This is a genomic window from Neoroseomonas terrae (genome assembly GCF_018129025.1).
GTDB classification, from domain to species: domain Bacteria; phylum Pseudomonadota; class Alphaproteobacteria; order Acetobacterales; family Acetobacteraceae; genus Neoroseomonas; species Neoroseomonas terrae.
Map to the genome: position 1 here is coordinate 55021 of NZ_JAAEDI010000004.1, position 23614 is coordinate 78634.

The window sequence follows — 23614 nt, forward strand, 5'->3', positions numbered from 1 at the left end:
CACTCTCGCCGCGCGCGCGGCCTGATGAGCGCTGCAATCCTTGCCGGAGGATGCCGCCATGCGTTCAGTCCGCCTCGCCGTCGCCCTGTCGCTGCTCGCCGCCTTGCCGGCCGCCGCCCAGACGCTGACCATCGGCCTCGCGACGCCGCCGACCGCACTCGATCCGCACTACCACGCGCACGCGCAATCCAGCGCGACGGCAGCCCACGTCTTCGAGGCGCTGCACAAGCCGGACGCGGCCATGCAACTCACCCCGCAACTCGCGACCGATGCGACCACGACCAACGGCATCGTCTGGAACGTGCGGCTGCGCGAAGGCGTCCGCTGGCATGACGGCACGCCCTTCACTGCCGATGACGTCGTCTTCTCCCTTCAGCGCGCCGGCAACGTCCCGAACAGCCCCGGAAGCTTCGGCACCTACACGCGGGAGGTCCGCACGGTCGAGGTTACCGGCCCGCACAGCCTGCGCATCACGGCGACCGCCCCGGCGCCGCTGCTGATGGCGAACCTGTCGAACATCTTCATCGTCTCGCGACGCCATGGTGAAGGCGCCAGCACCGACGACTACAATTCCGGCAAGGCGATGATCGGCACCGGCCCCTACCGCTTCGCCCGCTGGTCGGCCGGCACCGAGGTCCACTACGCCCGCAACGACGCCTATTGGGGCGAACGCGAACCGTGGGAGCGCGCCTCCTTCCGCGTCATCGCCAACAACACCGCGCGTACCGCGGCGCTGCTTGCGGGCGATGTCGACCTGATCGCGGACATTCCATCGACGGATGTCGCGCGCATCCGCGCCGATCGCCGCTTCCAGGTGGTCACCGTCGCGTCCAACCGGCTGGTCTTCCTTGGCTACGATCGCACGGAGGAGGCGCTGGCGACCGGCCATGTCCGCGCGGCCGAGGGAGCGCCGGCACTGACGCGGAACCCGCTGGCCGATGTACGGGTGCTGCGTGCGCTGTCGATGGCGATCGACCGTCGCGCCCTGGTCGAGCGTATCAACGAAGGCCAGGCCATCGCGACCGGCCAGTTCCTGCCCGAGGGCTTCTTCGGCTACTTCGCCGACATTCCCGTCGAGCGTGCCGACCCCGAGGCGGCGCGGCGCCTGCTCGCCGAGGCCGGCTACCCGGACGGCTTTCGCCTGACGCTCACCACTTCCAACGACCGCATCGTCAACAGCGCGCGGATGGTGCAGGCGATCGGGCAGATGTGGACGCGCATCGGCGTTGCGACCTCGGTCGAGACCATGCCGCATGCTATCTTCACGCCGCGGCGCAACCGTTATGAGCTCCCGGTCTTCCTCTCCTCCTGGGGCAACCAGACGGGGGAGGCGCTTTACACGCTTGTGCCACAGCTCGGCACGCGGGGGCAGGGCGGGCTCGGCAACGCCAACCGTATCCGCTACTCGAACCCCGCGCTCGACCGGCTGCTGGTCGCTGCGAGCACCGAGATCGACGCCCCGCGCCGTCTGGCCCTGATCCGTCAGGCGACGGACCTCGCCTTGGCCGAGGGCGTCATGCAACCCCTGCTGCTCCAGGTGAACAACTGGGGTGCGCGGCAGGGCCTGGCCATGACGCCGCGTATCGACCAGTACACCCTGGCGATGAGCGTCCGCCCGGCGGATTGACCATCCATCGCCCGCATGGTGGCGTGGCCCCGCAGCCAATTCGGGGAAACGCACCATGCCCATCGCACCTAACCTCGCTCGCCGCCGTCTCGAGAAGGGCCAACTCGCCCTCGGCTTCGGCGTGCATCACCTCCGCACCCCCGCCGTCGGGATGATCGCCGCCGCCGGCGGCTTCGACTGGCTGTTCATCGACATGGAACACGGCGCGATGAGCGTCGACGACGCCACGCGCATGTGCATGGCCGCGCTTTCGCAGGGCGTCACGCCGATCGTGCGCTGCTGTAAGGATGCGCTGTTCGAGGGCACGCGCTGCCTCGACAACGGCGCCATGGGCGTGGTCGTCCCGCATATCGACACCAAGGAGGAAGCCGAGGCTGTCGTCCGCGCCTTCCGTTACCCGCCGGTCGGCGAACGCTCCTGGGGCGGCCCGCCCGCGCAGTACGGCTTCATGGTGTCCGACACCGCCGCCGCGCAGGTCGAGCTGAACAAGGAGATCCTGGTCTGCGTGATGATCGAGACGCCGGAGGCCGTCGCCAATGCCGACGTCATCGCCGCCGTCCCGGGCGTGGACAGCCTGATGATCGGCACCTCAGACCTCACCGCCTCGATGGGCATCGCCGGCCAGATCGGTCATCCGGATGTCCGCGCTGCCTATGCCAAGGTCGCCGACGCCTGCAAGAAGCACGGCAAGCACATGGGCATGGGCGGCGTGTACGATGAGAAGGTTGCCCCCGACTATATCGCCCTCGGCGCCCGCTTCCTGCTCTCCGGCTCGGATCACGCCTTCCTGATGGCGGGCAGCGGCGCACGCGCGAAGTTCCTTCGCGGATTGCAGAAGTAGCGATGGAGCGGGCAGGGGGCCGGCGTCGCCGGTACCCCTGCTGCGCATGCGAATGCATCGCAACTTGCCTTGCGAACGCATCGCAGATGCGATACTCGGCGGAGGATCAACGACGAGGCTCCCATGCTCCGCCGCTCCCTTCTGGCCCTGGCCGTCATCGCCGCACCTGCCGCCGCCCAGGCGCAGGGTGAGGTGAACCTCTACAACGCGCGCCACTATGACAGTGACGCCGCGATTTATGAGGCCTTCACGCGCGAAACCGGCATCCGCGTCCGCATTATCCAGGGCGATGCCGACCAGCTCATGGCCCGCATCCAATCGGAAGGCGCGAACAGCCCCGCCGATGTCTTCATCACGGTCGATGCGACGCGTCTGGCCCGTGCCGCCCAGGCCGGCATCCTCCAGCCCTATGCGATGCCGGAGGTCGATGCCCGCGTTCCCGAAGGACGCCGCGACCCGAACGGGATGTGGTTCGCCATCACCATGCGCGGCCGCGTCATCATGTACGACAAGCAGGCCGGCCGTCCCGAAGGCCTGAACCGCTACGAGGATCTCGCGAACGAGCGCTTCCGCGGCCAGATCTGTGTCCGCGCCTCGAACCATCCCTACAACGTGGCGCTCGCTACCTCGATCCTCGCCGCCGACGGCGTGGCCGAGACCGAGGCGTGGGCTCGCGGCGTCGCTGCGAATCTGGCCCGCCCGCCGCAAGGTGGCGACCGCGACCAGTTCCGCGCCATCCCCGCCGGCCAGTGCCGCCTTGCCATCTCCAACACCTACTATCTTGGCCATGTCGGCGCCTCGCAGCGCCCCGAGGACCGCGCGGTGTTCGAACGCATCGGCGTGATCTTCCCGAACCAGGCATCGGGCGACCGTGGCACGCATGTGAACGTCTCCGGCGCGGCGCTTGTGAAGACCTCACCGAACGCGGCCAATGCGCGGCGCCTGCTGCAGTTCCTGGTGTCCGATGAAGCGCAGGCTGCCCTCGCCCAGGGCAACATGGAATACCCATCGGTGCCGGGCGCTCCGGTCAGCCCGATCCTTCGGAGCTTGGGCGAGTTCCGCGCCGAGCCGATCACTCCGCTGCTGGATGCGAACCGGGCCGCGGAAGCGCTGCAGATCATGCAGCGCGCCGGCTGGCGCTGAGGACGAGGGCCAGCACGCTCCATGGTCGTTTGCCACTGCAATCGCCTGACCGCGGCCCAGATCGCCGCGGTCATCGCCGCGGGCGCGTCGCGCCCGGCGGAGGTCTATGCCGGCTGCGGCTGCGGCGCCCAATGTGGGTGCTGCTGCCAGACGATCCTCGGTCTGCTGCGCGCGGGCCCGGAGGGTTGCAAGTCCAACTGAGAATGCGCATCAAGCGCATTATTCAGCAATTTCAATGGCTTGCTTGACATCCCGGCGCATCGTTCCTCTATTGGAGAGGAGCGACGCACCGGGATGCGTCGCGTTGGATGGAGGCTGCCATGCTCCGCGACCCGAAGGTGATCGAGCACCTGAACACCCAGCTCACCAATGAGCTGACGGCCATCAACCAGTACTTCCTGCATGCGCGGATGCTTCGCCACTGGGGCGTGACCAAGCTCGGCAAGCACGAGTACGAGGAATCGATCGAGGAGATGCGCCACGCCGACGCGCTCATCGAACGCATCCTGTTCCTCGGCGGCCATCCCAACGTGCAGCGCCTGAACTCGGTGCTGATCGGGGAGGGTGTGCGCGAGGTTCTGGAATGCGACCAGAAGCTTGAGGAGAAGGCGATCGCCGACCTGCGTGAGGCCATCGCCTATTGCGAACAGGCCCGCGACTTCGTCTCGCGCGACCTTTTCCTGAGCATCCTGAAGGACGAGGAGAAGCACGCCGACTTCGTCGACACGCAGTTCGACCTCATCGAGAAGATCGGCATCGAGCGCTACACGCTGCTGAATTCCGACGCCGCGCCCGACCAGGGACACTGATCGCCGGGCGCCCGGAAGGGCGCTCCCCTCTGCGCCGGCGGCGGTCAGTCCCGCCGCCGCATCGCCCGCGTCAGCACCGCCACCGGCAACAGGCCGACGACGACGATCAGCAGCGCCGCGGTAGATGCTTCGGCCAGCTTTTCGTCCGATGCCAGGTTGTAGACACGTACCGCCAGCGTATCGAAGTCGAACGGCCGCACGATTAACGTCGCTGGCAGTTCCTTCATCGTATCGACGAAGACGAGCACGGCTCCGGTCAACAGGGCACCGCGGGCGAGCGGCAACTCCACCGCCCGCACCGCCTGGCCCGGCGACCGGCCCAGCACCCGCGCCGCCGCGAACAGGGACGGCTTCAGCCGCGCCAGTCCCGATTCCACCGAGGACAGCGCCACGCCGAGGAATCGCACCAGATAGGCGAAAACCAGCGCAATGATCGTCCCGGACAGCAACAGTCCGGTCGAGACGTCGAAGCGCTGCCGCATCCAGGCGTCCAGTGCGTTGTCGAACACGCCGAAGGGCACCAGCGTGCCGACCGCGATCACCGATCCGGGCAGCGCATATCCAAGCGCAGCGATCCGGTTCGCCGTCCGACGCACCGGGGACGGGTGCAACCGCGCCGCCCAGGCCATCATCGCGGCCAGCGCGACGGCCAGCACTGCAGTAAGGCTTGCCAAGACCAGCGAATTCCGCGCGAAGGGCAGAAACTGGTGGGAGGGTAGCGGATCGCCGGCCGTCGCCGCCAGCCACGCCAGGCTGCCGGCCGGCACCACGAAGCCGAGCGCCACCGGCATACCGCAGGCAACGATGGCGGCCAGCGCCTTCCAGCCGTGCAGCACTACGGGCCGAAGCGGTGGTTGGCGCGTCGTCGTCGGGTGGAAGCGCCGCCCGCCCCGCGATACGTATTCCAGCGCCAGAGCCAGGAAGACGCAGGCGAGCAACGCCACGGAGAGCTGCGCCGCCGCCCCTCGGTCGCCCATGCCGAACCAGGCCTCGTAGATGCCGGTCGTGAAGGTGCGCACGCCGAAATGCTGGACTGTCCCGAAATCCGACAGTGTCTCCATCAGGACGAGGCCGACCCCCGCCACGATCGCCGGCCGCGCCAGTGGCACCGCCACATGAACGAAGGTGCGCGGCAGCCCGTGCCCTAGCGTTCGCGACGCTTCCACCAGGCATACGCTCTGTTGCAGGAAGGCGGCGCGGCAGAGCAGGTACACATAGGGGTAGAGCACCATCGCCAGCATCACCGCCGCGCCGGGGAGGGACCGGATCTCCGGCATCCAGTACTGCCCGTACCGCAACCCCGTCAGCTCGCGGAAACTCGTCTGCATCGGCCCGGCAACGTCGAGTAGCCACGTGTACACATAGCCGTTCAGGTAGGCCGGGATCGCCAGCGGCAGTAGCAGCGCGACTTCGAGGAATCGTCGTCCCCGGAAGTCGCAGGTCGACACGATCCATGCCGATACCGCGCCTGCCGACCCCGCCATCAGCGCGACCAGCAGGACCAGCAGCGCCGAGTTGGCGAGCATCTCCGGCAGCGTCGTGGTCGCGATGTGGATGAAGCTGGCATCGGGCCAGGTGGCGGCGGTCAGCACCACGGCCAGCATCGGCGCGGTGATGGCACCGGCGATCACGAGGGAGCCCCAGGCCCAGGCCGGGACACCGCGCCGCCGCGGCACGGCCGCCGGCTGATCCATTGTCAGAGTGCGAGGCATTCTCAGGCTGCCGATAGCATGCCTCGACAGATGGCGGGAGGGTGGCTCAGCGGGCCGGCGGCGGCGGTATGGTTATGCCGCCCGCGAATCCCTGGATTGTCCAGTCGAGCGCGTCGGTACCGATTCGCACCGAGCCCAGACGTGCCGACCCCAGATCGAGGATGACGACCGTCGTCACCGTCCACATGCCCAGCAGCAGCAACGACAGCAGCCGCAGGGGCCGCTGCCGCAGTCCGAGCTGAAAGCCGAGTGCCGCCATCGAGATGGCGGTCATCCCCACGAGCAGCCAGAACAGCTGCGGCGGGAGCGTCGTCGAGAAGGCGAAGCGGGAGGCCGTCGACATGTCGAACGTCGCGTTGACCGCATTCATCAGCGAGACGGCGGCAGGGCCCGGCTGCTCCCGCACGATTGCCGCGACATGGCCCCAGATCGCCGATTGCAGGGCATTGGTCTGTGCCGTCGTCTCCGCCACCAGTGGGGAGCCGAGATCGGCGCGCATGAAGTCCCGCCGCTGCTGGGCATAGGATTCGAGAAGCCGCGCGATCTCCGCACCGCGCGGGTCGCCAATCGCCCCCGCTTGCAGCCACGCGGTGCCGATCGCGTTGGCCTCGGCCAGCATGTCGTTGCGCCGCTCCTGGTATCGGCCGGAGGAGAAAGACAGGGTTAGGGCCAGCACGAAGGCCAGCAGGCCGAGCATGCCGCCCACCACGACGCCCACGCCGTCGCCGAGGCTCTCCTGGCGCTGCGCGATGCGGAAGCCGACGAAGTATCCGGCTTCCTTGGCGACGAGCTGGATCGCCACCAGCAGCAGGGCGAAGTACCCTACACCCTGGGCAGCGAGGTGAATGATTACGTCGTTGAGCATGACGCAGACCCACGGACCGGCCGCCACGATAGGACTGCCACTCGGCGTTGGTCCATGCCGCGCCGTGCTGGCGGCGGGCCGTGGGCGATCCTAAGATCGGCGCGATGCAGACGACCTTCTCGCCGGCCCAGCTGGCCGATCCCGACACGGCGGAGAGCAACCGCATCCTGCGCAGCTGCGTCCATTGCGGGATGTGCACGGCGACCTGCCCGACCTTCCTGCTGCTCGGCGATGAGCTCGATTCCCCGCGCGGCCGCATCTACCTGATCAAGGAGATGCTGGAGCGCGGCGAGCCCGCGACCGAGCAGGTGGTGCGCCATGTGGACCGCTGCCTGTCCTGCCTATCCTGTATGACGACCTGCCCCTCGGGCGTGCACTACATGCACCTCGTCGATCACGCGCGCGCCTACATCCAGCAAACCTACCGCCGGCCGTGGCCAGAACGGGCGTTGCGGCGCCTTCTCTCCGCCGTGTTGCCCTATCCGGGCCGCTTCCGCCTGGCCCTCAGCGGAGCACGGCTGGCGCGGCCCTTCGCGGGGCTCGTCGCCGGCCGGTCCGCGACCGCGCAGCGTGTGCGGGCGATGCTGTCGCTCGCTCCCCGGGCGGTGCCGCCCGCATCGAACACCGCGAAGCCGCAACGGCATGCGGCCATCGGGCGGCGCCGCGCGCGCGTCGGGCTGCTGACCGGCTGCGCGCAGCAGGTCCTCGCGCCATCCATCAACGAGGCGACGATCCGCCTCCTGACCCGCATGGGCATCGAGGTCGTTGTCACGCGGGACCAGGGCTGTTGCGGCGCGCTCGACCACCATATGGGCCATCATGACTCAGCGATGCGCCTCGCCCGCGCGAACATCGCCACCTGGAGCCGGGAGATGGCACGGGAGGGGCTGGATGCGATCGTCATCAACGCATCGGGATGCGGCACGACGGTGAAGGACTACGGGTTCATGTTTCGTGAGGAGCCGGAGCGCGAGGCCGCCGCGAAGGTTGCCGCACTGGCGGCCGACATCAGCGAGGTGCTGACGCGCTTCGGCTACGCGCCGACCCGCGAGGCGCCGGGGCTGACCGTCGCCTACCACGCCGCGTGCTCCCTGCAGCACGGTCAGAAGATCACCGCCGAGCCCAAGGCGCTGCTGAAGACCGCGGGTTTCACCGTGAAGGAACCCGCCGAAGGGCATATCTGCTGCGGATCGGCCGGCACCTACAACTTGCTGCAGCCCGAGATCGCCAGCCAGTTGAAGGAGCGCAAGCAGGCCAACATCGCCCGCACCGGCGCGGCGTTGGTTGCCTCGGGCAACATCGGCTGCCTGACGCAACTCGGGGACGGAACCATTCCCGCCGTGCACACGGTCGAGCTGCTCGACTGGATGGCGGGCGGGCCGATGCCGGCGGCCGTCGCACTCGTGGGGGTCGCAGCGTGACCGGATTGCGCCCGGCCCTGCTCGCTCTTTCACTGCTGATGCTGCCTGGCTCCGTCGCGGCGCAGCCACCGCCGAGCCGTCAGGAGAATAGGCGCGCCGAGCTCGACACCCTGTTCGAAAGCCTGCGCACCGCGCCGGACGAGGCGAGCGCCGTGATGATCGAGGCGCGCATCCGCACGCTTTGGATCGAATCCGCCTCACCGGCAGCCGTGCTGCTGCTGCGTCGCGGCGCGCGCAACCTCGCCGCCCGCACGCATGGCGAGGCGCTGGAGGACTACGATGCAGCCATCATCCTCAGCCCGGACAGCGCCGAGGCGTGGCACCAGCGGGCCCAGGCCTATGCCGCCATGGGGGACGCTACGGCTGCGGCGCGCGACCTGCAGGAAGCGCTCCGGCTGGAGCCGCGGCATTTCGGGGCGTTGCTGACCCTGTCGATGCTCCAGGAGGAGCGCGGGGACGCCCGGGCTGCGCTGCGCAGCATGGAGGCCGCGCTGGCGCTGCATCCGAAGCTGCACGGCGGGGCCGAACGCGTACGCGAACTGCGCCGCAAGGCGGAGGGCGACGCGACCTGACAAGTGAAGCGGGGTCGTCGTGCACCGGAGCAACCCGCGGATGGCAGGGGACGGATGCCCCGTGTCATTCTCCGGCCATGCCAGACGATCTCCGCATCCCTTCCGCTGACGACGCCCGCTGGGCGGCCGTGCTGGCTCGCGATCCCGCCCCTCCGGCCGGACCCTTCCTGTATGCGGTGACGACGCAGGGGGTGTTCTGCCGGCCGGGGTGCCCGTCCCGGGCGCCGTTGCGGCGGAATACGCGATTCTTCGCCGATGCGCCCGCCGCGGAGGCCGAGGGGTTCCGGGCGTGCAAGCGGTGCGACCCGAAGGGGGAGAGGGCGGCGATCCATGCCGCAGCTATCCGGGCGGCGTGCGCGCTGATCGAGGAGAGCGAGACCATCCCCTCTCTGGCGACACTGGCGGACCGGGCTGGCTATGCGCGCCACCATTTCCTGCGGTTGTTCCGCGACATCACCGGGGTGACGCCCCGGTCATATGCGGAGAGCGTGCGCGCGCGGCGGCTGGCGGCGGCGCTCGCCGGTGGGGCGCGGGTGGTGGATGCCGTGGCGGAAGCGGGGTTCGGCAGCGAGAGCCGGGTCTACGAAGATAGCGGACGCGTGCTTGGCATGACGCCGGGGGCCGCCAGGCGCGGGGGCGATGGCGAGGTGATCCGGGTGGCGCTGGCTGACAGTGCGCTCGGGCTGCTGATGGTCGGCGCCACGGAGGCCGGGATCTGCTTCATCGGGTTCGGCGAGGATGAGGCCGGCCTACGGGGAGACGTGATGCATCGCTTTCCGAGGGCGCGGGTCACAGATGCGCCGGAGGCGCTGGCCGACGCGGTGCGGCAGGTTGTCGCATTCATCGCCGAGCCGAAGGCGGCGCTGGACCTCCCGCTCGATCTGCGTGGGACGGCGTTCCAGCGACAGGTGTGGGAAGCACTGCGGGCAATCCCTCTGGGCGAGACGCGCAGCTATGCCGGTCTCGCCGCCGAGATGGGGATGCCGCGCGCGACGCGGGCGGTGGCGCGGGCTTGTGCGCAGAACAAGGTGTCGCTTGCTGTGCCGTGCCACCGAGTGGTGGGCAAGGATGGCGACCTGACCGGGTATCGCTGGGGGGTGGAGCGCAAGCGCGCACTGCTCGCCGGAGAGAAGGCCGGGCGGCGGGGCGGATGATGCGCAGGGCGGGCAGTGGTTTGTCATCGCTGGCCCGCGCCCCCGCAGGCTCAGGAAGCCGGATTTCCTGATCGGCTGCATAGGCTCGCCGCCTCGATAGTGTCGTCGCTCGCGAGAGCTGGGGCGAAAGCGTGCGGGGAAGCACCCGCTCAAAGGCCCTGTCGCAGCGTCTGGATGGCCTTCGCACTACCGAGGATAAGCGGGCGTCCCCAAACGCGCGGCGGCGGGCTTCCGAAGCCGCGGAAGTCGTTCCAGGCATCCCCGTCGCGAACCGACGCGGCCAAGCCCGATGCCTGCACCAGGCACACGCCCGCTGCCACATCCCAGACGTTGGGGCGCGCGAAGTTCGCCACCTCGAGCAGCCCTGCGGCAACGAAGGCGCATTCGATGGCAGCCGAACCAGTCTTGCGGAAATCCCAGCCAGCTTCGTGGATGCCCGCCAGATAGGGCGTCCCGGCGAGCCTGCGTCGTATCGAGGGGTTCTCGCGCATCGCCATCGCTTCGCCTTCAAATTTCAGCGGACTGCCCGCGTGCGCATGGTAGATGCCGGCGCGCAGGGCGTGCGTCGCGGAGCACCAGATGGCGCCAACGACCGGCACGCCTTGATGCAGCACCGCGATCGACGCGGCGAAGAGCGGAAAGCCGTTGATGAAGTTTGAAGTGCCGTCGACGGGGTCGATCGCCCATACGGTGGCGGCCTCGCGCGACGGCTCGTCCATCTCCTCGCCGAGGATGTCATGGCTTGGAAACTGATCGGCGACACGCTTGCGGATCAGCGATTCCACATTGTGATCGACTTCCGACACCGGGTCTCGGTAGCGGGGCGGGGCATCCTCCCCCACAAAGGTCTTGTAGCGGACCGTCAGCGTTCGCCCCAACGCGTTGACGATTTCCGCACCGGCAAGCCGAGCCATCGCAACGGCCGTCTGCTCCCATTCGACAAGGACGGCCGGGTCGGGCCAGGCGTCATGCTCATTCATGGCAATACCTTTGGTACGAGGACATCGAGCGGACGGCGGCGAAGTCGCATCCGGATCGTGCCGGAGGCCTCGCAAAGCTTGTCGTCGACTCGCAGGGAATGACCTTCGATCTCGATCTCGATCCGCCTGGCGGCTATCGCCTTCATTGGGGAATGTTCTGGATCAGGATCCTGTAGCCATTTGTGCATGGCCGCCCGGTGCTCCTCGAGAAGCCAGCAGGCAACCATGTGCCGCGGAGGCTTGGCCACGTGGAGCGCCAGAGGCAGGTTTGGACCAATCATCGCGATGTTCGACGCCTCGAACGCGAGCACGGGCTGGTCCAGCATCTCACCATCGATCACGATCCGGGAACGAAGCGCCTTTGCCTCGGCCAGCGCCTCAATGACGCGCTGTTGCCCAGCCTTCCTTTTGGTCTGACTGTCTTCATGTTGTCCTTTCGCGCTTACCAGGCTGACGAGCGCGCCAAGCCCGACTCCTTCGACGAACTGACGGGTGAGGTTCTCCGCTGCCAGCTTGCCCACATGAAGGGAGACGCAATCGGCGCCGCCGAAGCTGCGAAATGCGCTGGCGGGGTCGGTGAAGACGCCCAGTGACCGTGCGACATTGTTTGCCCCGCCCGTCGGGACGATGAGCATCTTCGCAGCCGTCCGATCGAGCCGGGAGACCGCCTTGGAGATGGTGCCGTCGCCACCGACGACCGCAACGGGCCCGGTCACTGTGGCGAGCGCGCGAAGCGAGGCCGGATCCTTCGCGTCGAGGTAAGTGGCATTCAGCTTCAGATCCCGGCACAGGGAGAGCACGCGGTCGCGCGGCCATTCCTGCTCTCCGGCCTCTGCGTTGTGGAAGATCGTCAGGTCCATTTGCGGTCCACCGTTTTCAATCTCGATTCTCACGCTTCAGCGGCCCGAGCGCGTAGAGCGTGACGGCGGTGAAGGCCGTAATCACGACCGCGACGTCATACGCAGCGAGTGCCGCTGAAACGCCGATCGCGCCGGTGGCCCAGAGCGCGGCCGCTGTCGCTGTCCCGTGTACTTCGCCACCATTTTTCAGGATGGCCCCACCGCCGATGAATCCCATCCCGGTAATGATGCCTTCGATGACGCGGGCGAGAGCTTCGGGATGGTCGGCCGTTATGCGCTCAGTCGCTTGGATGAACGCGCACGATGCCGCAGCAACCAGTGGGAATGTCCGAAGGCCGGCGCTTCTCGCTTCGCGTTCGCGATTCCAGCCAATGACCAGCGCCAACGCGTAGGCAACGGCCAGGTCCCTGACATGCGGGAAGAAGGCCAGCTGCCTAACGTCCGGCAGGAGATCCGTGGGATTCATAGAAGCGGAACGTTGTGCTGCCGGTAGCGGTTTCGGGCCCGGCGCCCGGGCAACTGCCTGCGGGCCGACGCAATTTGCCGGGATGGTGCGATCTGCCCATAGCGTCCGCCGCGCCTCGCCAAGCATCCGGCACGCGTCACGAGAATCCCGCTTCACGGCGGAACTTCATTGAGGAAGTGGCCTACGGCCCTCGACGCTGCTCTCGGTCAGCGGCCTATGGGTGAGCATCAGCCCCGTCGACAGGCACGCGATCCGCGCTGCTCCGCGGCCGATATCTCCAAAGCGGCGCTCCTCGACGCATACCGGGAGGCCACGGCAGGCCAGGCCGAAGAACACCAGGCCGGCTTCCCCTTCACCCGAATCGTCGGTGTAGCCCGTGATAGACAAGGCTATGTCCGCCCGTGACCTGGCCAGAGCACCCGCCGCCATTGCCTCGGCAACATCGTGCGACACCGCCCCCAACCGCGCCAGCAGGTCGGCATCCACGCCCAGCATCTCGATCTTCGCCTCATCCGCGTAGCAGACGAATCCGCGCTCGAAGGCGTGGGAGCAGCCTTCGATGTCAGTGAGCAGCGCTGCGAGAAGACCACGGGTGCAACTTTCGGCGGTTGCCACGCGCAGCTCCCGATCGCACGCGGCCTTCAACACCTCGAACGCCATGTCCGCGACATCGCGAGGAATGGCTGGCGAGATCGTTTTGGGCGCATCACTCGTAGAACATCCAATCACCACGGCGCGGCGGCGGTGCGCCGCCGCGCCGTGCCGATCACGCCCTCTTCATGTTCTTGGCCCGCTGGTTGGCTCCCGCCTTCGCAAGAGAGCTAAGGTCCTTATCGGTCTTCGTTTCCTCCTGCAGCGTCGCGTCCAGAAGCGCTGCCGCGTCAGGCTGTCCCAGCTCCATGGCCCAGCTCTTGAGCGTGCCGTAGCGGGTGATTTCATAGTGCTCCACAGCCTGGGCGGCGGAGATCAGGCCCGCGTCGAGCGCCGGCGTGCCCGCGAACTCTTCCATGATCTCCTCGCCCTCGGCGATGATTCCCTCGATGGCATCGCAGGTCTTGCCGCGCGCCGCCTTGCCGAAGACTTCGAATACCTGCGTGAGGCGCTCGACCTGGCCCTGTGTCTCGTCACGGTGTTTGAGGAAGGCTTCCTTCAGCTCCGGCGCCTGCGCTGCGCGGGCCATCTTTGGCAGTGCGCGCAAAATGCGACGCTCCGCGTAGTAGATGTCCTTCAGCGTGTCGTGGAACAGGTCTTCAAGGGTCTTGTCCTTGGCCATGGCTCGGATTCCTTCGTGTGCGGGTCAGCGGCAGATGAATCAGGACGGCATGCCCGGCACGAGGCTTGCCGCGAGAAAGCTGTCGCCTCGGCGAGTGCCCGAAGCTTCGCCGACCATTCGGCGACTGGCTTCTCTGCCGCCGGCGTCAAAGGGGCCTTGAGGCCGGCAAGAGATGCCGAAGCGGGGGGACGCGATTGAGGTGTGCCATGATCTCGCCGTTAGGCGACAAAGGCAGAACCGCCTAGCGGGCCGCGAAGTTTCGCCCGCCACCCTGCGGCAACGAAAAAATGGACCGCTGCGGATGACGAATCTCGTGAGCTTGACGAAGGCGCGCAACTCGCTGCCGCCGGCCAGGCGGCCGAGGTGTTTGAGGGCCTTCAGATCGGCCAGTCAGGCGGTGAACTGCTTGCCGACCGCGGCGGGGCGGGGAGGCGCGTGGCCTTCAGCTTTTCGGACAAATCGGGGTTGGGGAGCTTATTCGGGGGACCGTTCAGGGCGGTGAGGAAGCCGAGGCGACGGATAAGGACGATGAATCTGAGGCCTCGGAGACGGATGGCTCGGCGGCAGGCGCGGAAGATGAGGGGGCGATCTCGTTCAGGGGGTGGTTGGGAAAGTGGTCCTTGATGGCTTCGAGGAGGCGTTCCCAGAGGCCGGCATGGGTGAGGCGGCGGAAGTAGCGGGAGACGGTGTCGGGCTTGCCGTGTTCCGGGGGGAGGGCTCGCCAGGGGTCGGTGGTGCAGGCGAGGTGGAATATGGCGTTCATGCGGGCGCGGAGGTCGCCGATCTGACGACCGGCGGGGGAGCGGGGGAGGATGAAGGGGAGGAGGGCGTGGAATTGGAGGGGGGTGAGGACGGAGGGGTTCATGGACGGAGCTGTTACGTGCGCCGCGTCAAAAAAGCAATAAATTCCCACCGTGGGCCTGGACAGTCAACGATCGGTAACCCAGGCATGTACCTACCGCATAGAAATCTACATCGGAATTCACCATCAGACTATCCGAAGCGACGCAAAGGTAATTGTGCTACCTCGCGCGACAGTTCTTCTATAATATTCTTTGAATCATCCTTCAGCATCCGATTCAAATATTCAGCCAAAACCCTATCGAAATCAACATTATTTATAGGAGAATCTTTTGGTGCAATAATAAAATTATACGATGTCAAATATCTTATGCGGAGGGCGCTGCGTCCAGTCGTGTCTACATATTTTCCGTCAATATATGTTCCACCGTCGTCATATTCAGACCTGCTGAAAGAGTGTGACCCAGCATACAGGCCATACTCCTCTGAAGCGTAGCCGTTTCGTTCAACGCGCTCTTTTAGTCGATCTGGATCAATATCATAGAGGCCGGTGGGCACCATGGGGTCTGCCTCGACGTAAACAAAATTCCATTTATAAGTGGGGCCGGGAACCGCAGCTATTCGTCGAATGCTGAGTTCATCGTGATTAATTAGTACGACAGATGTATCAATTTTGTCGAAGTTCTGAATATCAAGGTTCCCGTCGCGCCACCACCAGATCGGAGCCGCGTCGCTAAATCTCAGCGGAGCTTGGAGTAGACGACCAAGGCGATCGATCGCGTCCGTTGTGTCTTCGAACCATGCCGTGCTTCGAGTGCCGGGAAATGCCTGCTGAAATCGGTCGAAAAAGAAAGACAGGGACGTCCCTCCCGCAAAACGTGGTAGCAGCGACTTCGGGTTAACCACAGCCGTGGCGACTGGCGGGCCTGAGCCGGGCGGCACGGGCGGAAGCATTGGCACGGGCGGCTGAGGCAGCGTGCCGGGCGGCTTCTTTCGGCCGTCTACGGCTAGGTCAAGTACGATTTCGGCTAACAGGAGTTGATCGAAAGGCTTGATAGCGCCGCCTTCGCCGCGTGCGCCTCCGCGTTCGGACAGTAACTGATTTAGCTTTCCTAGATGTTCATTGTCGGCCTCATGATTCAGAAGAAATTTCGTGAGATGATCTAGCCCCAGTCGAGTATCGTACTCGGCTCCTTTTCCGAGGCCGTCAGCTAACGCACGTGCCATGGCGGCTGCGCGCATAATGGGCTTAGGAACTCGGTCGTCGCCGTCGAACTGCGGAAGCCCACCCCTATTGTTTGCGGCTACGCTGAGGAACTGATGGCGTACTTTTTGCGTAGCGCTTATGCTGCCCGCCAGCAGACGATCACAGGGCGCGCTCGAGGCCGCGCCCGGTAAACCGCCAACCAAGGTGCCACTAGGAAGGTCGATGAAAATATTGCTGGAATAGAAGGAGGGCTGATTCTCCTTCTGTATGTCTAAGTCAATCTCAATTTGAGTGACCGCCACCACGCTTGCAAACGGTTCAACGACACGGCGCTCTAATGTTTGTAGAAGAGTAAGCTCAAGTTGTTTCTTGTAAGGCAGGAACTGCTCGAGCCAAATAGCGCGCTGCAGTGCATTCATCGATGTTCCGAATTTTATGACAATATCTATGTCGCTTAGCGGCGTGAACTGCGCGCCGTTGCGATAGACCAAACTACCAAATAAGAATACTTTTTCTGCGCCACGTTCTTTTATAATTAATTTCGACCAGTCATCTAGTTCTTTTTTGATTTTATCGATATCTACATTCGACATACGTAAAGTCCTCAAGACTAATTGAGAAATTAAGGCACAGATCCACGGCCGGTGCAACATCGGCTCTCCACTGTGAGAGCTTCCGTGACGAAATCATAACAATCCTACGTTTCCGGATCGCTTCCGACGAGATATTTCTCAGGCCGAGGGGCTCCTGAACGTCCCGCTTCCCGTTCGTCGTCGACTACCAGCCCATCGCCACTTACTGGGCCTTCGGGTTGAGCAAGACACACGTCGCGCGTGATCACATACGGAGTCTCGTGCTGGGTGTGCGGCGTTTGCGTCATGTCCAGGTCAACAGCCTGGTACATCCGGTGCTCATCGAGAGGAAACACCATGCCAAAGAACATGATCTGCCTCTGGTACGACAAGGACGCTGAGCAAGCCGCGCGCTTCTATGCCGGGGTGTTCCCGGACAGTGCGGTGCAGGCCGTGCAGCGGGCGCCGAGCGACTATCCGTCGGGCACGAAGGGCGATGTGTTGACGGTGGAGTTCACCGTGTTCGGCATTCCCTGCATCGGGCTGAATGGCGGCACGGCCTTCAAGCACAGTGAGGCGTTTTCCTTCCAGATCGCGACGGAGGATCAGGAGGAGACTGACCGCTACTGGAATGCCATCGTCGGCAATGGCGGGCAGGAGAGCCAGTGCGGCTGGTGCAAGGATCGCTGGGGCATTTCGTGGCAGATCACGCCGCGGGTGCTGACGGAGGCGATGGCGGCGGGCGGCGATGAGGCCAAGCGTGCGTTCGAGGCGATGATGCTGATGAAGAAGATCGACGTCGCCGCGATCAAGGCTGCCCGCCGCGGCTGACGCGCGCGCTGCGCCGGATGGCTCCCGCACTCGCCACCCGCGCAACAGACTGACAGCCCGAAGGTGCAGGAAACTGAGTTTCCTGCCGGGGTGCAGGGGCAGAGCCCCTGCGTCTCACCGCCGCGTCACTTCACGGTCGCGACCCGCAGCGCGTTCGTCGTCCCTGGCGTTCCGAAGGGCACGCCGGCCGTCACCACCACCTCGTCCCCGTGCTTGGCGAAGCCTTCTGCCTGTGCTGCGCGGACGGCGCGGGCGACCATCTCGGTCATGGAGTGGATTTCGCTGACTTCCACCGGGTGCACACCCCACACCACTGCCATGCGGCGGGCGGTGGTTTCGCTTGGGGTCAGGCCCAGGATGGGGCAGTTCGGGCGTTCGCGCGCGACGCGCAGGGTGGTGGAGCCGGTGGAGGAGAAGGTGGCGATCACCTCCGCCTCGATCGTTTCGGCCACCTGGCGGGCGGCGGTGGCGATGGCGCCGGCGCTGCTGCGCTCGGGGGTGGGGCGGGATGAGTCCATCAGGCGCCGCCAGTCTATGTCCTGTTCCACGCGGGCGACGATGCGGTCCATCATGTTCACCGCCTCATAGGGGTATTGGCCGGCGGCGGTTTCGGCGGAGAGCATGACGGCGTCCGCGCCATCGAAGACTGCCGTCCCGACATCGGACACCTCGGCGCGGGTCGGCGATGGCGCCGTGATCATCGATTCCAGCATCTGGGTGGCGACAACGACGGGCTTGCCGAGGGCGCGGGCGGTGCGGACGATGCGCTTCTGGACGAGGGGGACTTCCTCGGGTGGGAGTTCGACGCCGAGGTCGCCGCGGGCGACCATGACGCAGTCCGTCAGGGCCAGGATGGCGTCGAGGTTCTCGACTGCCTGCGGCTTCTCCATCTTCACCATCACCCAGGCGCGCCCGTCGACGATGCGCTTGCATTCGGCGACGTCCTCGGCGCGCTGCACGAAGGACAGGCCGATGTACTCGACGCCCAGCGGGAGCACGAAGTCGAGGTCGGCGCGGTCCTTCTCGGTCAGCGCGGGGATGGGAAGGGCGACGTCGGGGACGTTGACGCCCTTGCGGTCGGAAAGGGGGCCGCCGACGACGACTTCGGTTTCGAGGTGATCGGGGCGCGCGCGGGTGACGCGGAGGCGTAGCTTGCCGTCATCGAGCAGGAGCGTGGTGCCGATCTGGGCGGCCTCGATGATCTCGGTGTGCGGCAGGTTCACGCGGCGGACGTCGCCGGGGGTGGGGTTGAGGTCCAGGCGGAAGGACTGGCCGGTCTGGAGCTGGACGCGACCGGCTTGGAACTTGCCGACGCGGAGCTTGGGGCCTTGGACGTCCACGAGAATGCCGATGGGCCGCCCGACCTTGTGTTCGACGTCGCGGATCATGGCGATGCGGGCGGCATGGTCTTCGTGGGAGCCATGGGAGAAGTTGAGGCGGAAGACGTCGACGCCGGCACGGTGGATGCGTTCGATCATCTCCGGAGTGGATGAGGCGGGACCAAGGGTGGCGAGGATCTTGGTGCGGCGGCGGCGGCGAAGGGCCGGGCGGGTGGCCATGCGGACATATCCTTCCGGCTTCGAGGCGGGCGGGTCGTCTAGGTCGGGGCGGAGAAGCTTGGTTTCGACGCCGAGGATGCGCGCGACGTCGATGACGCGGTCGTCGGGAACGCGACGCCATTGGGAGACGGCGGCGGTGGAGATGCCGAGCTCGGTTGCGATGCGGGTGATGGCGCCGCGGCGGGCGAAGAGGTCTTCGAGGGTCGGGTCGCGCATGGGATTATCTTATACGGGATAAGTCGGCGGTGCCGAGTATCAAGTTTTTCTTACGATACTTAAGTTAAGGGGCTTCATCCGATGAGGATGGCGCGGAAGTCGTTGACGTTGGTGAGGGTCGGGCCCGTGACGAGCAGGTCGCCGACCGTGGAGAACAGGCGGTGGCTGTCGTGGCCGGCGAGGAGGGCGCGGGGGTCGAGGTCGGCTCGGCGGGCGCGGGCGAGGGTGTCGGGCGTGGCGAGGGCGCCGGCGTTGTCCTCGGAGCCGTCGATGCCGTCGGTATCGGCCATCAGGATCCAGATGCCGGGGTTCCCGGCGAGAGCGAGCGTGGCGCCGAGGAGACACTCGCCGTTGCGGCCGCCGCGGCCCGGCGTGGGGGAACGGATGGTGACAGTGGTCTCGCCGCCGGAGAGCAGGACGCAAGGGGCCGGCAGTGGGTGGCCGTGGGCGCGGGCGGAAAGGGCAACGCCGGCAAGGGCGGTGCCGAGTTCGCGGGCCTCGCCTTCGAGAGCGTCGCCGAGGATGAGCGGGGTGAGGCCGAGGGTACGAGCGGCCGAGGCGGCGGCGTCGAGAGCCATGAGCGGTGTGGCGATGAAGCGGTAGTCGGTGGTGGCGAGGCGGGGGTCGCCGGGCTTGGGGGATTCCTCGGTGGCGGCGGCCAAGTGGGCGATGACGGCGGCCGGCAGCGTCATGCCGTAATGGGCGACGAGGGCGCGGGCGTGCTCGAAGGTCGATGGGTCGGGGACGGTGGGGCCGGAGGCGATGACGGTGGGGTCGTCGCCGGGCACGTCGGAGATGGCGAGGGTGATGAGGCAGGCGGGGTGGGCCGCTGCCGCGAGCCGGCCGCCGGAGAAGGCGGAGAGGTGGCGGCGGATGCAGTTCATCTCGTGGATGGTCGCACCCGAGGCCAGGAGGGCCTTGTTGACGGCGATGAGGTCCGGGAGCGTCAGGCCGGGCGCGGGGAGGGTGGTGAGCGAGGAGCCGCCGCCGGAGACGAGGAAGAGGACGAGGTCGTCCGGGCCGGCCTGGGCGGCGAGGTCGAGCATGCGTTGGGCGGCGGTGGCGCCGGCCTCGTCCGGGACGGGGTGGGCGGATTCGGCGACCTCGATGCGGGTGGTCGGGTAGCCGTGGCCGTAGCGGGTGGTGACGAGGCCGTGCATCGGGACGTCGGGCCAGGCGGCCTCGACGGCGGCAGCCATGACGGCGGCGGATTTGCCGGCGCCGAGGACCAGGACGCGGCCGGCGGGCTTCTCGGGCAGGTGGTGGGCCAGCACCTTGCGTGGATCGGCGCTGGCTACCGCCGCATCGAACAGGCTGCGTAGCGCCCGCCTCGCGGCTGCGTCGTCAAATGCCATGCGCGTCATCCCGTCCGGTGTAGCGCGGCATCATCCCCGGTCCTGGCCGGAGAGCAATCCCGGGCTCGCCGGCAGGCTGGCGGCTAGCTGCAGCTCATCTCGTCCCAGGCCTGCACGGTCAGGTGACGCCGGATGCGGCCGTCGCGCAGTTCGAGCGTCATCGCCGAGACCACGTGGCAGCCATCCGGATAGGCGCAGCGCTCCACGAAGGCGGCGCGACCGCCGCCGACGACTTCCTCTCCGACCGCATGGGTCATCTCGCGCGCGCAGACGTCGCGCCAGAAGGCCTCGATCGCGGGGCGGCCGACCAGGCGCATGGGGGCGCTCGGTGGGCGATCGCGGTCGACGATCTCCATCTCCGCATCATCGGCGTAAAGTCCGATGAGCGTATCGACATCGCTCCGTTCCAGGGCCTGCTTCATGGCTGCGAGGTCGAAGCGGGCCGTGCCGGCCCCGGCGCTGTCAATCATGGCCGATCCTCCCTGCGCGACGGCCATGGTGCCGTCGCGCCGGCGACTATAGCCCGGCCGTCGCCGCTTGGCCGGATTTCCGAAGATGCAGGGAGGTTGGCGGAAGGGCCGGCCTGCCCCAGATTGCGGGGCAGCAAGGAGGTTCTGCCATGCCAGTTCCCGAGATGGACGACGCCACGCGCACCGCGCTCGAAGCCGCGGCCTTCCGCAGATTGGTGCAGCATCTGCGCGAGCGCAACGATGTGCAGAACATCGACATGATGAACCTGGCCGGCTTCTGCCGGAACTGCCTGTCGCGCTGGTATCGGGAGGCGGCTGTGGCGCAGGGCATCGCCCTGGCCGACCCCGATGCGCGGGAGATCGTCTATGGCATGCCCTATGCCGAGTGGCAGGCGCAGCACCAGACGGAGGCGACGCCTGAGCAGAAGGCGAAATTCGCCGCCGGGAATCCGCGGCATTGAGAGGCAAGGTTGATGGCGCGCCGCCCCAAGGCTAAACCCGCCGCCCTTCAGACGGAGGCGCGGAACATGTCAGCAGCGGCGAAACAGGAAGACACCGAGGTCGGCGGTATTGCGGCCGATCGGCTGCGCTCGATCATCGAGCGGGTCGAGCGGCTCGAGGAGGAAAAGAAGGCCCTTTCCTCGGACATCAAGGACATCATGGCCGAGGCGAAGTCGGCGGGCTTCGATGTGAAGGTGATCCGCGCGATCATCCGCATCCGCAAGCAGGAGCCGGCGGATGTGGAGGAGCAGGAGACGCTGCTCGACCTGTACCGCCGCGCGCTGGGCATGTGACGGAGCGACAGGCGGGCCGCGACGGCGTCAGGCCCGCCTGTGCGACATCCGTCCAAGGTGATGCGCGCGCCTCCGTCAGTTCACGGTAGTGCGCGCCTCCGTCAGTTCACCGTGATGCGCGCCTCCGTCGCGACGCTGCGCCAGCGCAGGACGTCCTCGCGTAGGGCCTCGCGGAACTGCGGCAGGCCGAGCGGCGCGGGGCGCGCGCCTTCGGCTTCCAGGAAGCGGAGATAGGACGGCACCCGCACGGCCTTTCCGATTTCCTCGTTCAGCCGCTGCTGCACCGGGGCAGGGACGCCGCGCGGGGCGAGGATGCCCCACCACACCGTCACTTCGAAATCGATGCCGGTGGATTCGCGGATGGTTGGCACGTTCGGCAGGTCCACGTCGCGTTCGGCGGTGCTGACGGCGATCATCGGCACGGTGCCGGCCTCCAGCAATCCGCGCACCGAGGCGATCGTCGTCATCAGGAAGTCGATACGCCCGGCGACGAGGTCGGCCTGCGCCGGGGCGATGCCCGCATAGGGCACCGCCTCCATCCGGAGGCGGCTGGCCAGATTGAACGCCTCCTTCGCGAAATGGCCGACGCCGCCGAGGCCGGCCATGCCGTAGAGCAGCGCGCCGGGGTTTGCCCGGGCATAGTTCACGAGCTGCCCCATGGTGCGGAACGGGCTGTTCGGCTTGGTGACGACCACCATCGGCGCCGTGCACAGGCGCTGGATCGCGTCGAAGCTGTCCAACGCATCGAAGGAGGTGCGGCGAATGGTCGAGCTGGTCGCGAAGGAACTCGACGCCAGCAGCAGCGTATGGCCATCGGCCGGCGCGCTTGCGACGAAGGCGGCGCCGATCGACCCGGCGGCGCCGGGGCGGTTCTCCACCACCACCGGCCGGCCCAACGAGCCGTGCAGCATCTCGGCGACCGGCCGGGCGAAGTTGTCGTTGCTGCCGCCGGGGGTGAACGGCACCACAAGGCGGAGGTTCTGGCTCGGCCAGCCCGGCGTCGGGTTCGCGAGGGCGAGCCCGGGCGCGGACAGCCCTGCAGTCACGGTGAGCAGGCTGCGGCGATTCAGTCGGACGGACACGGCGTTTCCTCCTTCAGCACCGCCAAGGCATGGTGCTATCGACGCTTGATGAATTGATATTGTTGTACGGACATGATTATGACCTTCTGGCGCATGAATCAATGAACCGCGCGCGACGCGGTCGGCCCGCACCCTCTCTCGCGGCACCGGCGGCGGTGACGGATGCTGCTCAGCTCCTGGCCGGCAGCCAGCCGCTTTACGCATCAGTGGCGACGGCACTCGCGGCGGAGATCCTCGACGGCCGGCGCCCCGTGGGCACGCTGCTGCCGACGGAACAGGAGCTGTGCCAAAGCTTCGGCGTCAGCCGGTCGACCGTGCGGCAGGCGCTCCGCCGACTCGGGGAACTCGGCCTGGTCGCGGGTGCGCAGGGGGTCGGCACGCGCGTCGTCGCCGACCAGCCGCGCGGGCAATACGTGCTTGCCGTGCAGTCCGTGACGGATGTCATGGGCTATGCGGCGCGTGCCCGGCTGGAGATCGGCGGGCGGGAAACGGTCACCGCCGACGCGCTGCTGGCCGACCGCATCGGCTGCCAGCCGGGGTCGCGCTGGGTCCATGTCTCGGGCCTGCGGCGTCCAGCGGAAGGGCGCGGCATCATCTCGATCTGCGATCTGTACATCGCCGATGAGTTCGCGGAGCTCGCCATGTCCGACGAGCTCGCGGCGACGCCGGCCTATCGGCTCATCGCGCGCCGGCGCGGCATCGCCGTGGAGGCGGTGGAACAGGACATCGGCGCGATCGCGCTCGACACGGCGCAGGCGGCGGCGCTCGGCGTCGCGGAGGGATCGCCGGGCCTGCATATCCGCCGGCAGTTCTTCGCCGCGGCGGGCAAGCTGATCGAAGCGACGACGAACATCCACGCGGCGGCGGAGCACTTCGTCTATTCGCTGAGGCTCGGGGCGCCGGAGGACGCGTAAGAAAAGAAGAGCGGGGGAGTGAACTCCCCCGAATCCCCCTCCTTTTTCTATCAGTTGGAGACTGACAGCCGAGGTCGGCGCCAATAGCCA

Annotated in this window: 25 protein-coding genes; 12 read left to right on the forward strand and 13 right to left on the reverse strand. The window is 67.0% G+C overall.

Features of this window, described 5'->3' with window-relative positions:
- Window positions 1-58 precede the first annotated feature (58 nt).
- The 5 genes from GXW78_RS04165 (at window position 59) to bfr (ending at window position 4420) form a co-directional block, all read left to right on the forward strand.
- Complete coding sequence (locus GXW78_RS04165; protein ID WP_211866315.1) at window positions 59-1627, forward strand: ABC transporter substrate-binding protein; 1569 nt, start codon at window positions 59-61, stop codon at window positions 1625-1627.
- Between the two features lie 55 nt (window positions 1628-1682).
- On the forward strand, window positions 1683-2468 hold the full coding sequence (locus tag GXW78_RS04170) for an HpcH/HpaI aldolase family protein (protein ID WP_211866317.1): 786 nt from the start codon (window positions 1683-1685) through the stop codon (window positions 2466-2468).
- A gap of 123 nt (window positions 2469-2591) precedes the next feature.
- On the forward strand, window positions 2592-3611 hold the full coding sequence (locus GXW78_RS04175) for an extracellular solute-binding protein (RefSeq protein ID WP_211866319.1): 1020 nt from the start codon (window positions 2592-2594) through the stop codon (window positions 3609-3611).
- 21 nt (window positions 3612-3632) lie between these two features.
- Window positions 3633-3812 carry a (2Fe-2S)-binding protein gene (locus GXW78_RS04180; protein ID WP_211866321.1) on the forward strand — a complete coding sequence of 60 codons (180 nt, stop codon included), beginning with the start codon at window positions 3633-3635 and terminating at the stop codon, window positions 3810-3812.
- A gap of 119 nt (window positions 3813-3931) precedes the next feature.
- Window positions 3932-4420, forward strand: coding sequence for a bacterioferritin (bfr, locus tag GXW78_RS04185; protein WP_211866323.1), 489 nt, complete (start codon window positions 3932-3934; stop codon window positions 4418-4420).
- Between the two features lie 44 nt (window positions 4421-4464).
- On the opposite strand, the gene GXW78_RS04190 is transcribed toward bfr, so the two are convergent.
- On the reverse strand, window positions 4465-6114 hold the full coding sequence (locus GXW78_RS04190; RefSeq protein WP_246521857.1) for an ABC transporter permease: 1650 nt from the start codon (window positions 6112-6114) through the stop codon (window positions 4465-4467).
- Between the two features lie 64 nt (window positions 6115-6178).
- Window positions 6179-6997, reverse strand: coding sequence for a bestrophin-like domain (locus GXW78_RS04195; protein ID WP_211866327.1), 819 nt, complete (start codon window positions 6995-6997; stop codon window positions 6179-6181).
- A gap of 80 nt (window positions 6998-7077) precedes the next feature.
- On the opposite strand from GXW78_RS04195, the gene glcF reads away from it, so the two are divergent.
- The 3 genes from glcF to ada all read left to right on the forward strand — a co-directional run bounded on the left by glcF (window position 7078) and on the right by ada (window position 10144).
- Window positions 7078-8418, forward strand: coding sequence for a glycolate oxidase subunit GlcF (glcF, locus tag GXW78_RS04200; protein ID WP_456307075.1), 1341 nt, complete (start codon window positions 7078-7080; stop codon window positions 8416-8418).
- Window positions 8415-8990 carry a tetratricopeptide repeat protein gene (locus GXW78_RS04205; protein WP_211866328.1) on the forward strand — a complete coding sequence of 192 codons (576 nt, stop codon included), beginning with the start codon at window positions 8415-8417 and terminating at the stop codon, window positions 8988-8990. Before glcF ends, GXW78_RS04205 begins: the two co-directional genes overlap by 4 nt.
- Window positions 8991-9067: 77 nt before the next feature.
- Window positions 9068-10144 carry a bifunctional DNA-binding transcriptional regulator/O6-methylguanine-DNA methyltransferase Ada gene (gene ada, locus GXW78_RS04210; protein WP_211866330.1) on the forward strand — a complete coding sequence of 359 codons (1077 nt, stop codon included), beginning with the start codon at window positions 9068-9070 and terminating at the stop codon, window positions 10142-10144.
- 149 nt (window positions 10145-10293) lie between these two features.
- Here ada and GXW78_RS04215 read toward each other — a convergent pair whose 3' ends face one another.
- The 7 genes from GXW78_RS04215 to GXW78_RS04245 form a co-directional block, all read right to left on the reverse strand.
- Window positions 10294-11124, reverse strand: a complete 831-nt coding sequence (locus GXW78_RS04215) for an inositol monophosphatase family protein (protein WP_211866651.1) — start codon at window positions 11122-11124, stop codon at window positions 10294-10296.
- On the reverse strand, window positions 11121-11984 hold the full coding sequence (locus GXW78_RS04220) for a diacylglycerol/lipid kinase family protein (RefSeq protein ID WP_211866332.1): 864 nt from the start codon (window positions 11982-11984) through the stop codon (window positions 11121-11123). The genes GXW78_RS04215 and GXW78_RS04220 overlap by 4 nt, the downstream gene beginning before the upstream one ends.
- Before the next feature lie 16 nt (window positions 11985-12000).
- Window positions 12001-12450, reverse strand: coding sequence for an MgtC/SapB family protein (locus tag GXW78_RS04225; protein WP_211866334.1), 450 nt, complete (start codon window positions 12448-12450; stop codon window positions 12001-12003).
- A 165-nt stretch (window positions 12451-12615) separates the two neighbouring features.
- Window positions 12616-13110, reverse strand: a complete 495-nt coding sequence (locus GXW78_RS04230) for a CinA family protein (RefSeq protein ID WP_211866336.1) — start codon at window positions 13108-13110, stop codon at window positions 12616-12618.
- A 106-nt stretch (window positions 13111-13216) separates the two neighbouring features.
- Window positions 13217-13723, reverse strand: coding sequence for a YciE/YciF ferroxidase family protein (locus tag GXW78_RS04235; RefSeq protein WP_211866338.1), 507 nt, complete (start codon window positions 13721-13723; stop codon window positions 13217-13219).
- Window positions 13724-14213: 490 nt separating this feature from the next.
- Window positions 14214-14588, reverse strand: coding sequence for a transposase (locus GXW78_RS04240; RefSeq protein WP_211866340.1), 375 nt, complete (start codon window positions 14586-14588; stop codon window positions 14214-14216).
- Window positions 14589-14716: 128 nt separating this feature from the next.
- Window positions 14717-16324, reverse strand: coding sequence for a nucleotidyltransferase domain-containing protein (locus tag GXW78_RS04245; RefSeq protein ID WP_211866342.1), 1608 nt, complete (start codon window positions 16322-16324; stop codon window positions 14717-14719).
- Between the two features lie 336 nt (window positions 16325-16660).
- On the opposite strand from GXW78_RS04245, the gene GXW78_RS04250 reads away from it, so the two are divergent.
- A complete protein-coding gene (locus GXW78_RS04250) occupies window positions 16661-17134 on the forward strand; it encodes a VOC family protein (RefSeq protein WP_211866344.1) in 474 nt (157 codons plus the stop codon).
- Window positions 17135-17259: 125 nt separating this feature from the next.
- Here the strand turns inward: GXW78_RS04250 and pyk are convergent, their stop codons facing one another.
- The 3 genes from pyk to GXW78_RS04265 all read right to left on the reverse strand — a co-directional run bounded on the left by pyk (window position 17260) and on the right by GXW78_RS04265 (window position 20734).
- Entirely contained in the window at window positions 17260-18693 is a 1434-nt protein-coding gene (gene pyk, locus GXW78_RS04255; protein ID WP_211866653.1) for a pyruvate kinase, read from the reverse strand.
- Window positions 18694-18983: 290 nt separating this feature from the next.
- On the reverse strand, window positions 18984-20264 hold the full coding sequence (locus GXW78_RS04260) for a glycerate kinase type-2 family protein (protein ID WP_211866346.1): 1281 nt from the start codon (window positions 20262-20264) through the stop codon (window positions 18984-18986).
- 83 nt (window positions 20265-20347) lie between these two features.
- A complete protein-coding gene (locus GXW78_RS04265) occupies window positions 20348-20734 on the reverse strand; it encodes a nuclear transport factor 2 family protein (RefSeq protein ID WP_246521859.1) in 387 nt (128 codons plus the stop codon).
- Window positions 20735-20883: 149 nt separating this feature from the next.
- Between GXW78_RS04265 and GXW78_RS04270 the strand changes: the two genes are divergently transcribed.
- Window positions 20884-21195 (forward strand): DUF1244 domain-containing protein, encoded by a 312-nt coding sequence (locus tag GXW78_RS04270; RefSeq protein WP_246521860.1) that lies wholly within the window; start codon window positions 20884-20886, stop codon window positions 21193-21195.
- A 66-nt stretch (window positions 21196-21261) separates the two neighbouring features.
- Window positions 21262-21528: a DUF2312 domain-containing protein gene (locus GXW78_RS04275; protein ID WP_211866659.1), complete on the forward strand. Its 267-nt coding sequence runs from the start codon at window positions 21262-21264 to the stop codon at window positions 21526-21528.
- 101 nt (window positions 21529-21629) lie between these two features.
- Here GXW78_RS04275 and GXW78_RS04280 read toward each other — a convergent pair whose 3' ends face one another.
- Window positions 21630-22610 (reverse strand): Bug family tripartite tricarboxylate transporter substrate binding protein, encoded by a 981-nt coding sequence (locus GXW78_RS04280; RefSeq protein WP_211866348.1) that lies wholly within the window; start codon window positions 22608-22610, stop codon window positions 21630-21632.
- Window positions 22611-22765: 155 nt separating this feature from the next.
- Between GXW78_RS04280 and GXW78_RS04285 the strand changes: the two genes are divergently transcribed.
- A complete protein-coding gene (locus GXW78_RS04285) occupies window positions 22766-23524 on the forward strand; it encodes a GntR family transcriptional regulator (protein ID WP_211866350.1) in 759 nt (252 codons plus the stop codon).
- Window positions 23525-23614: the final 90 nt, after the last annotated feature.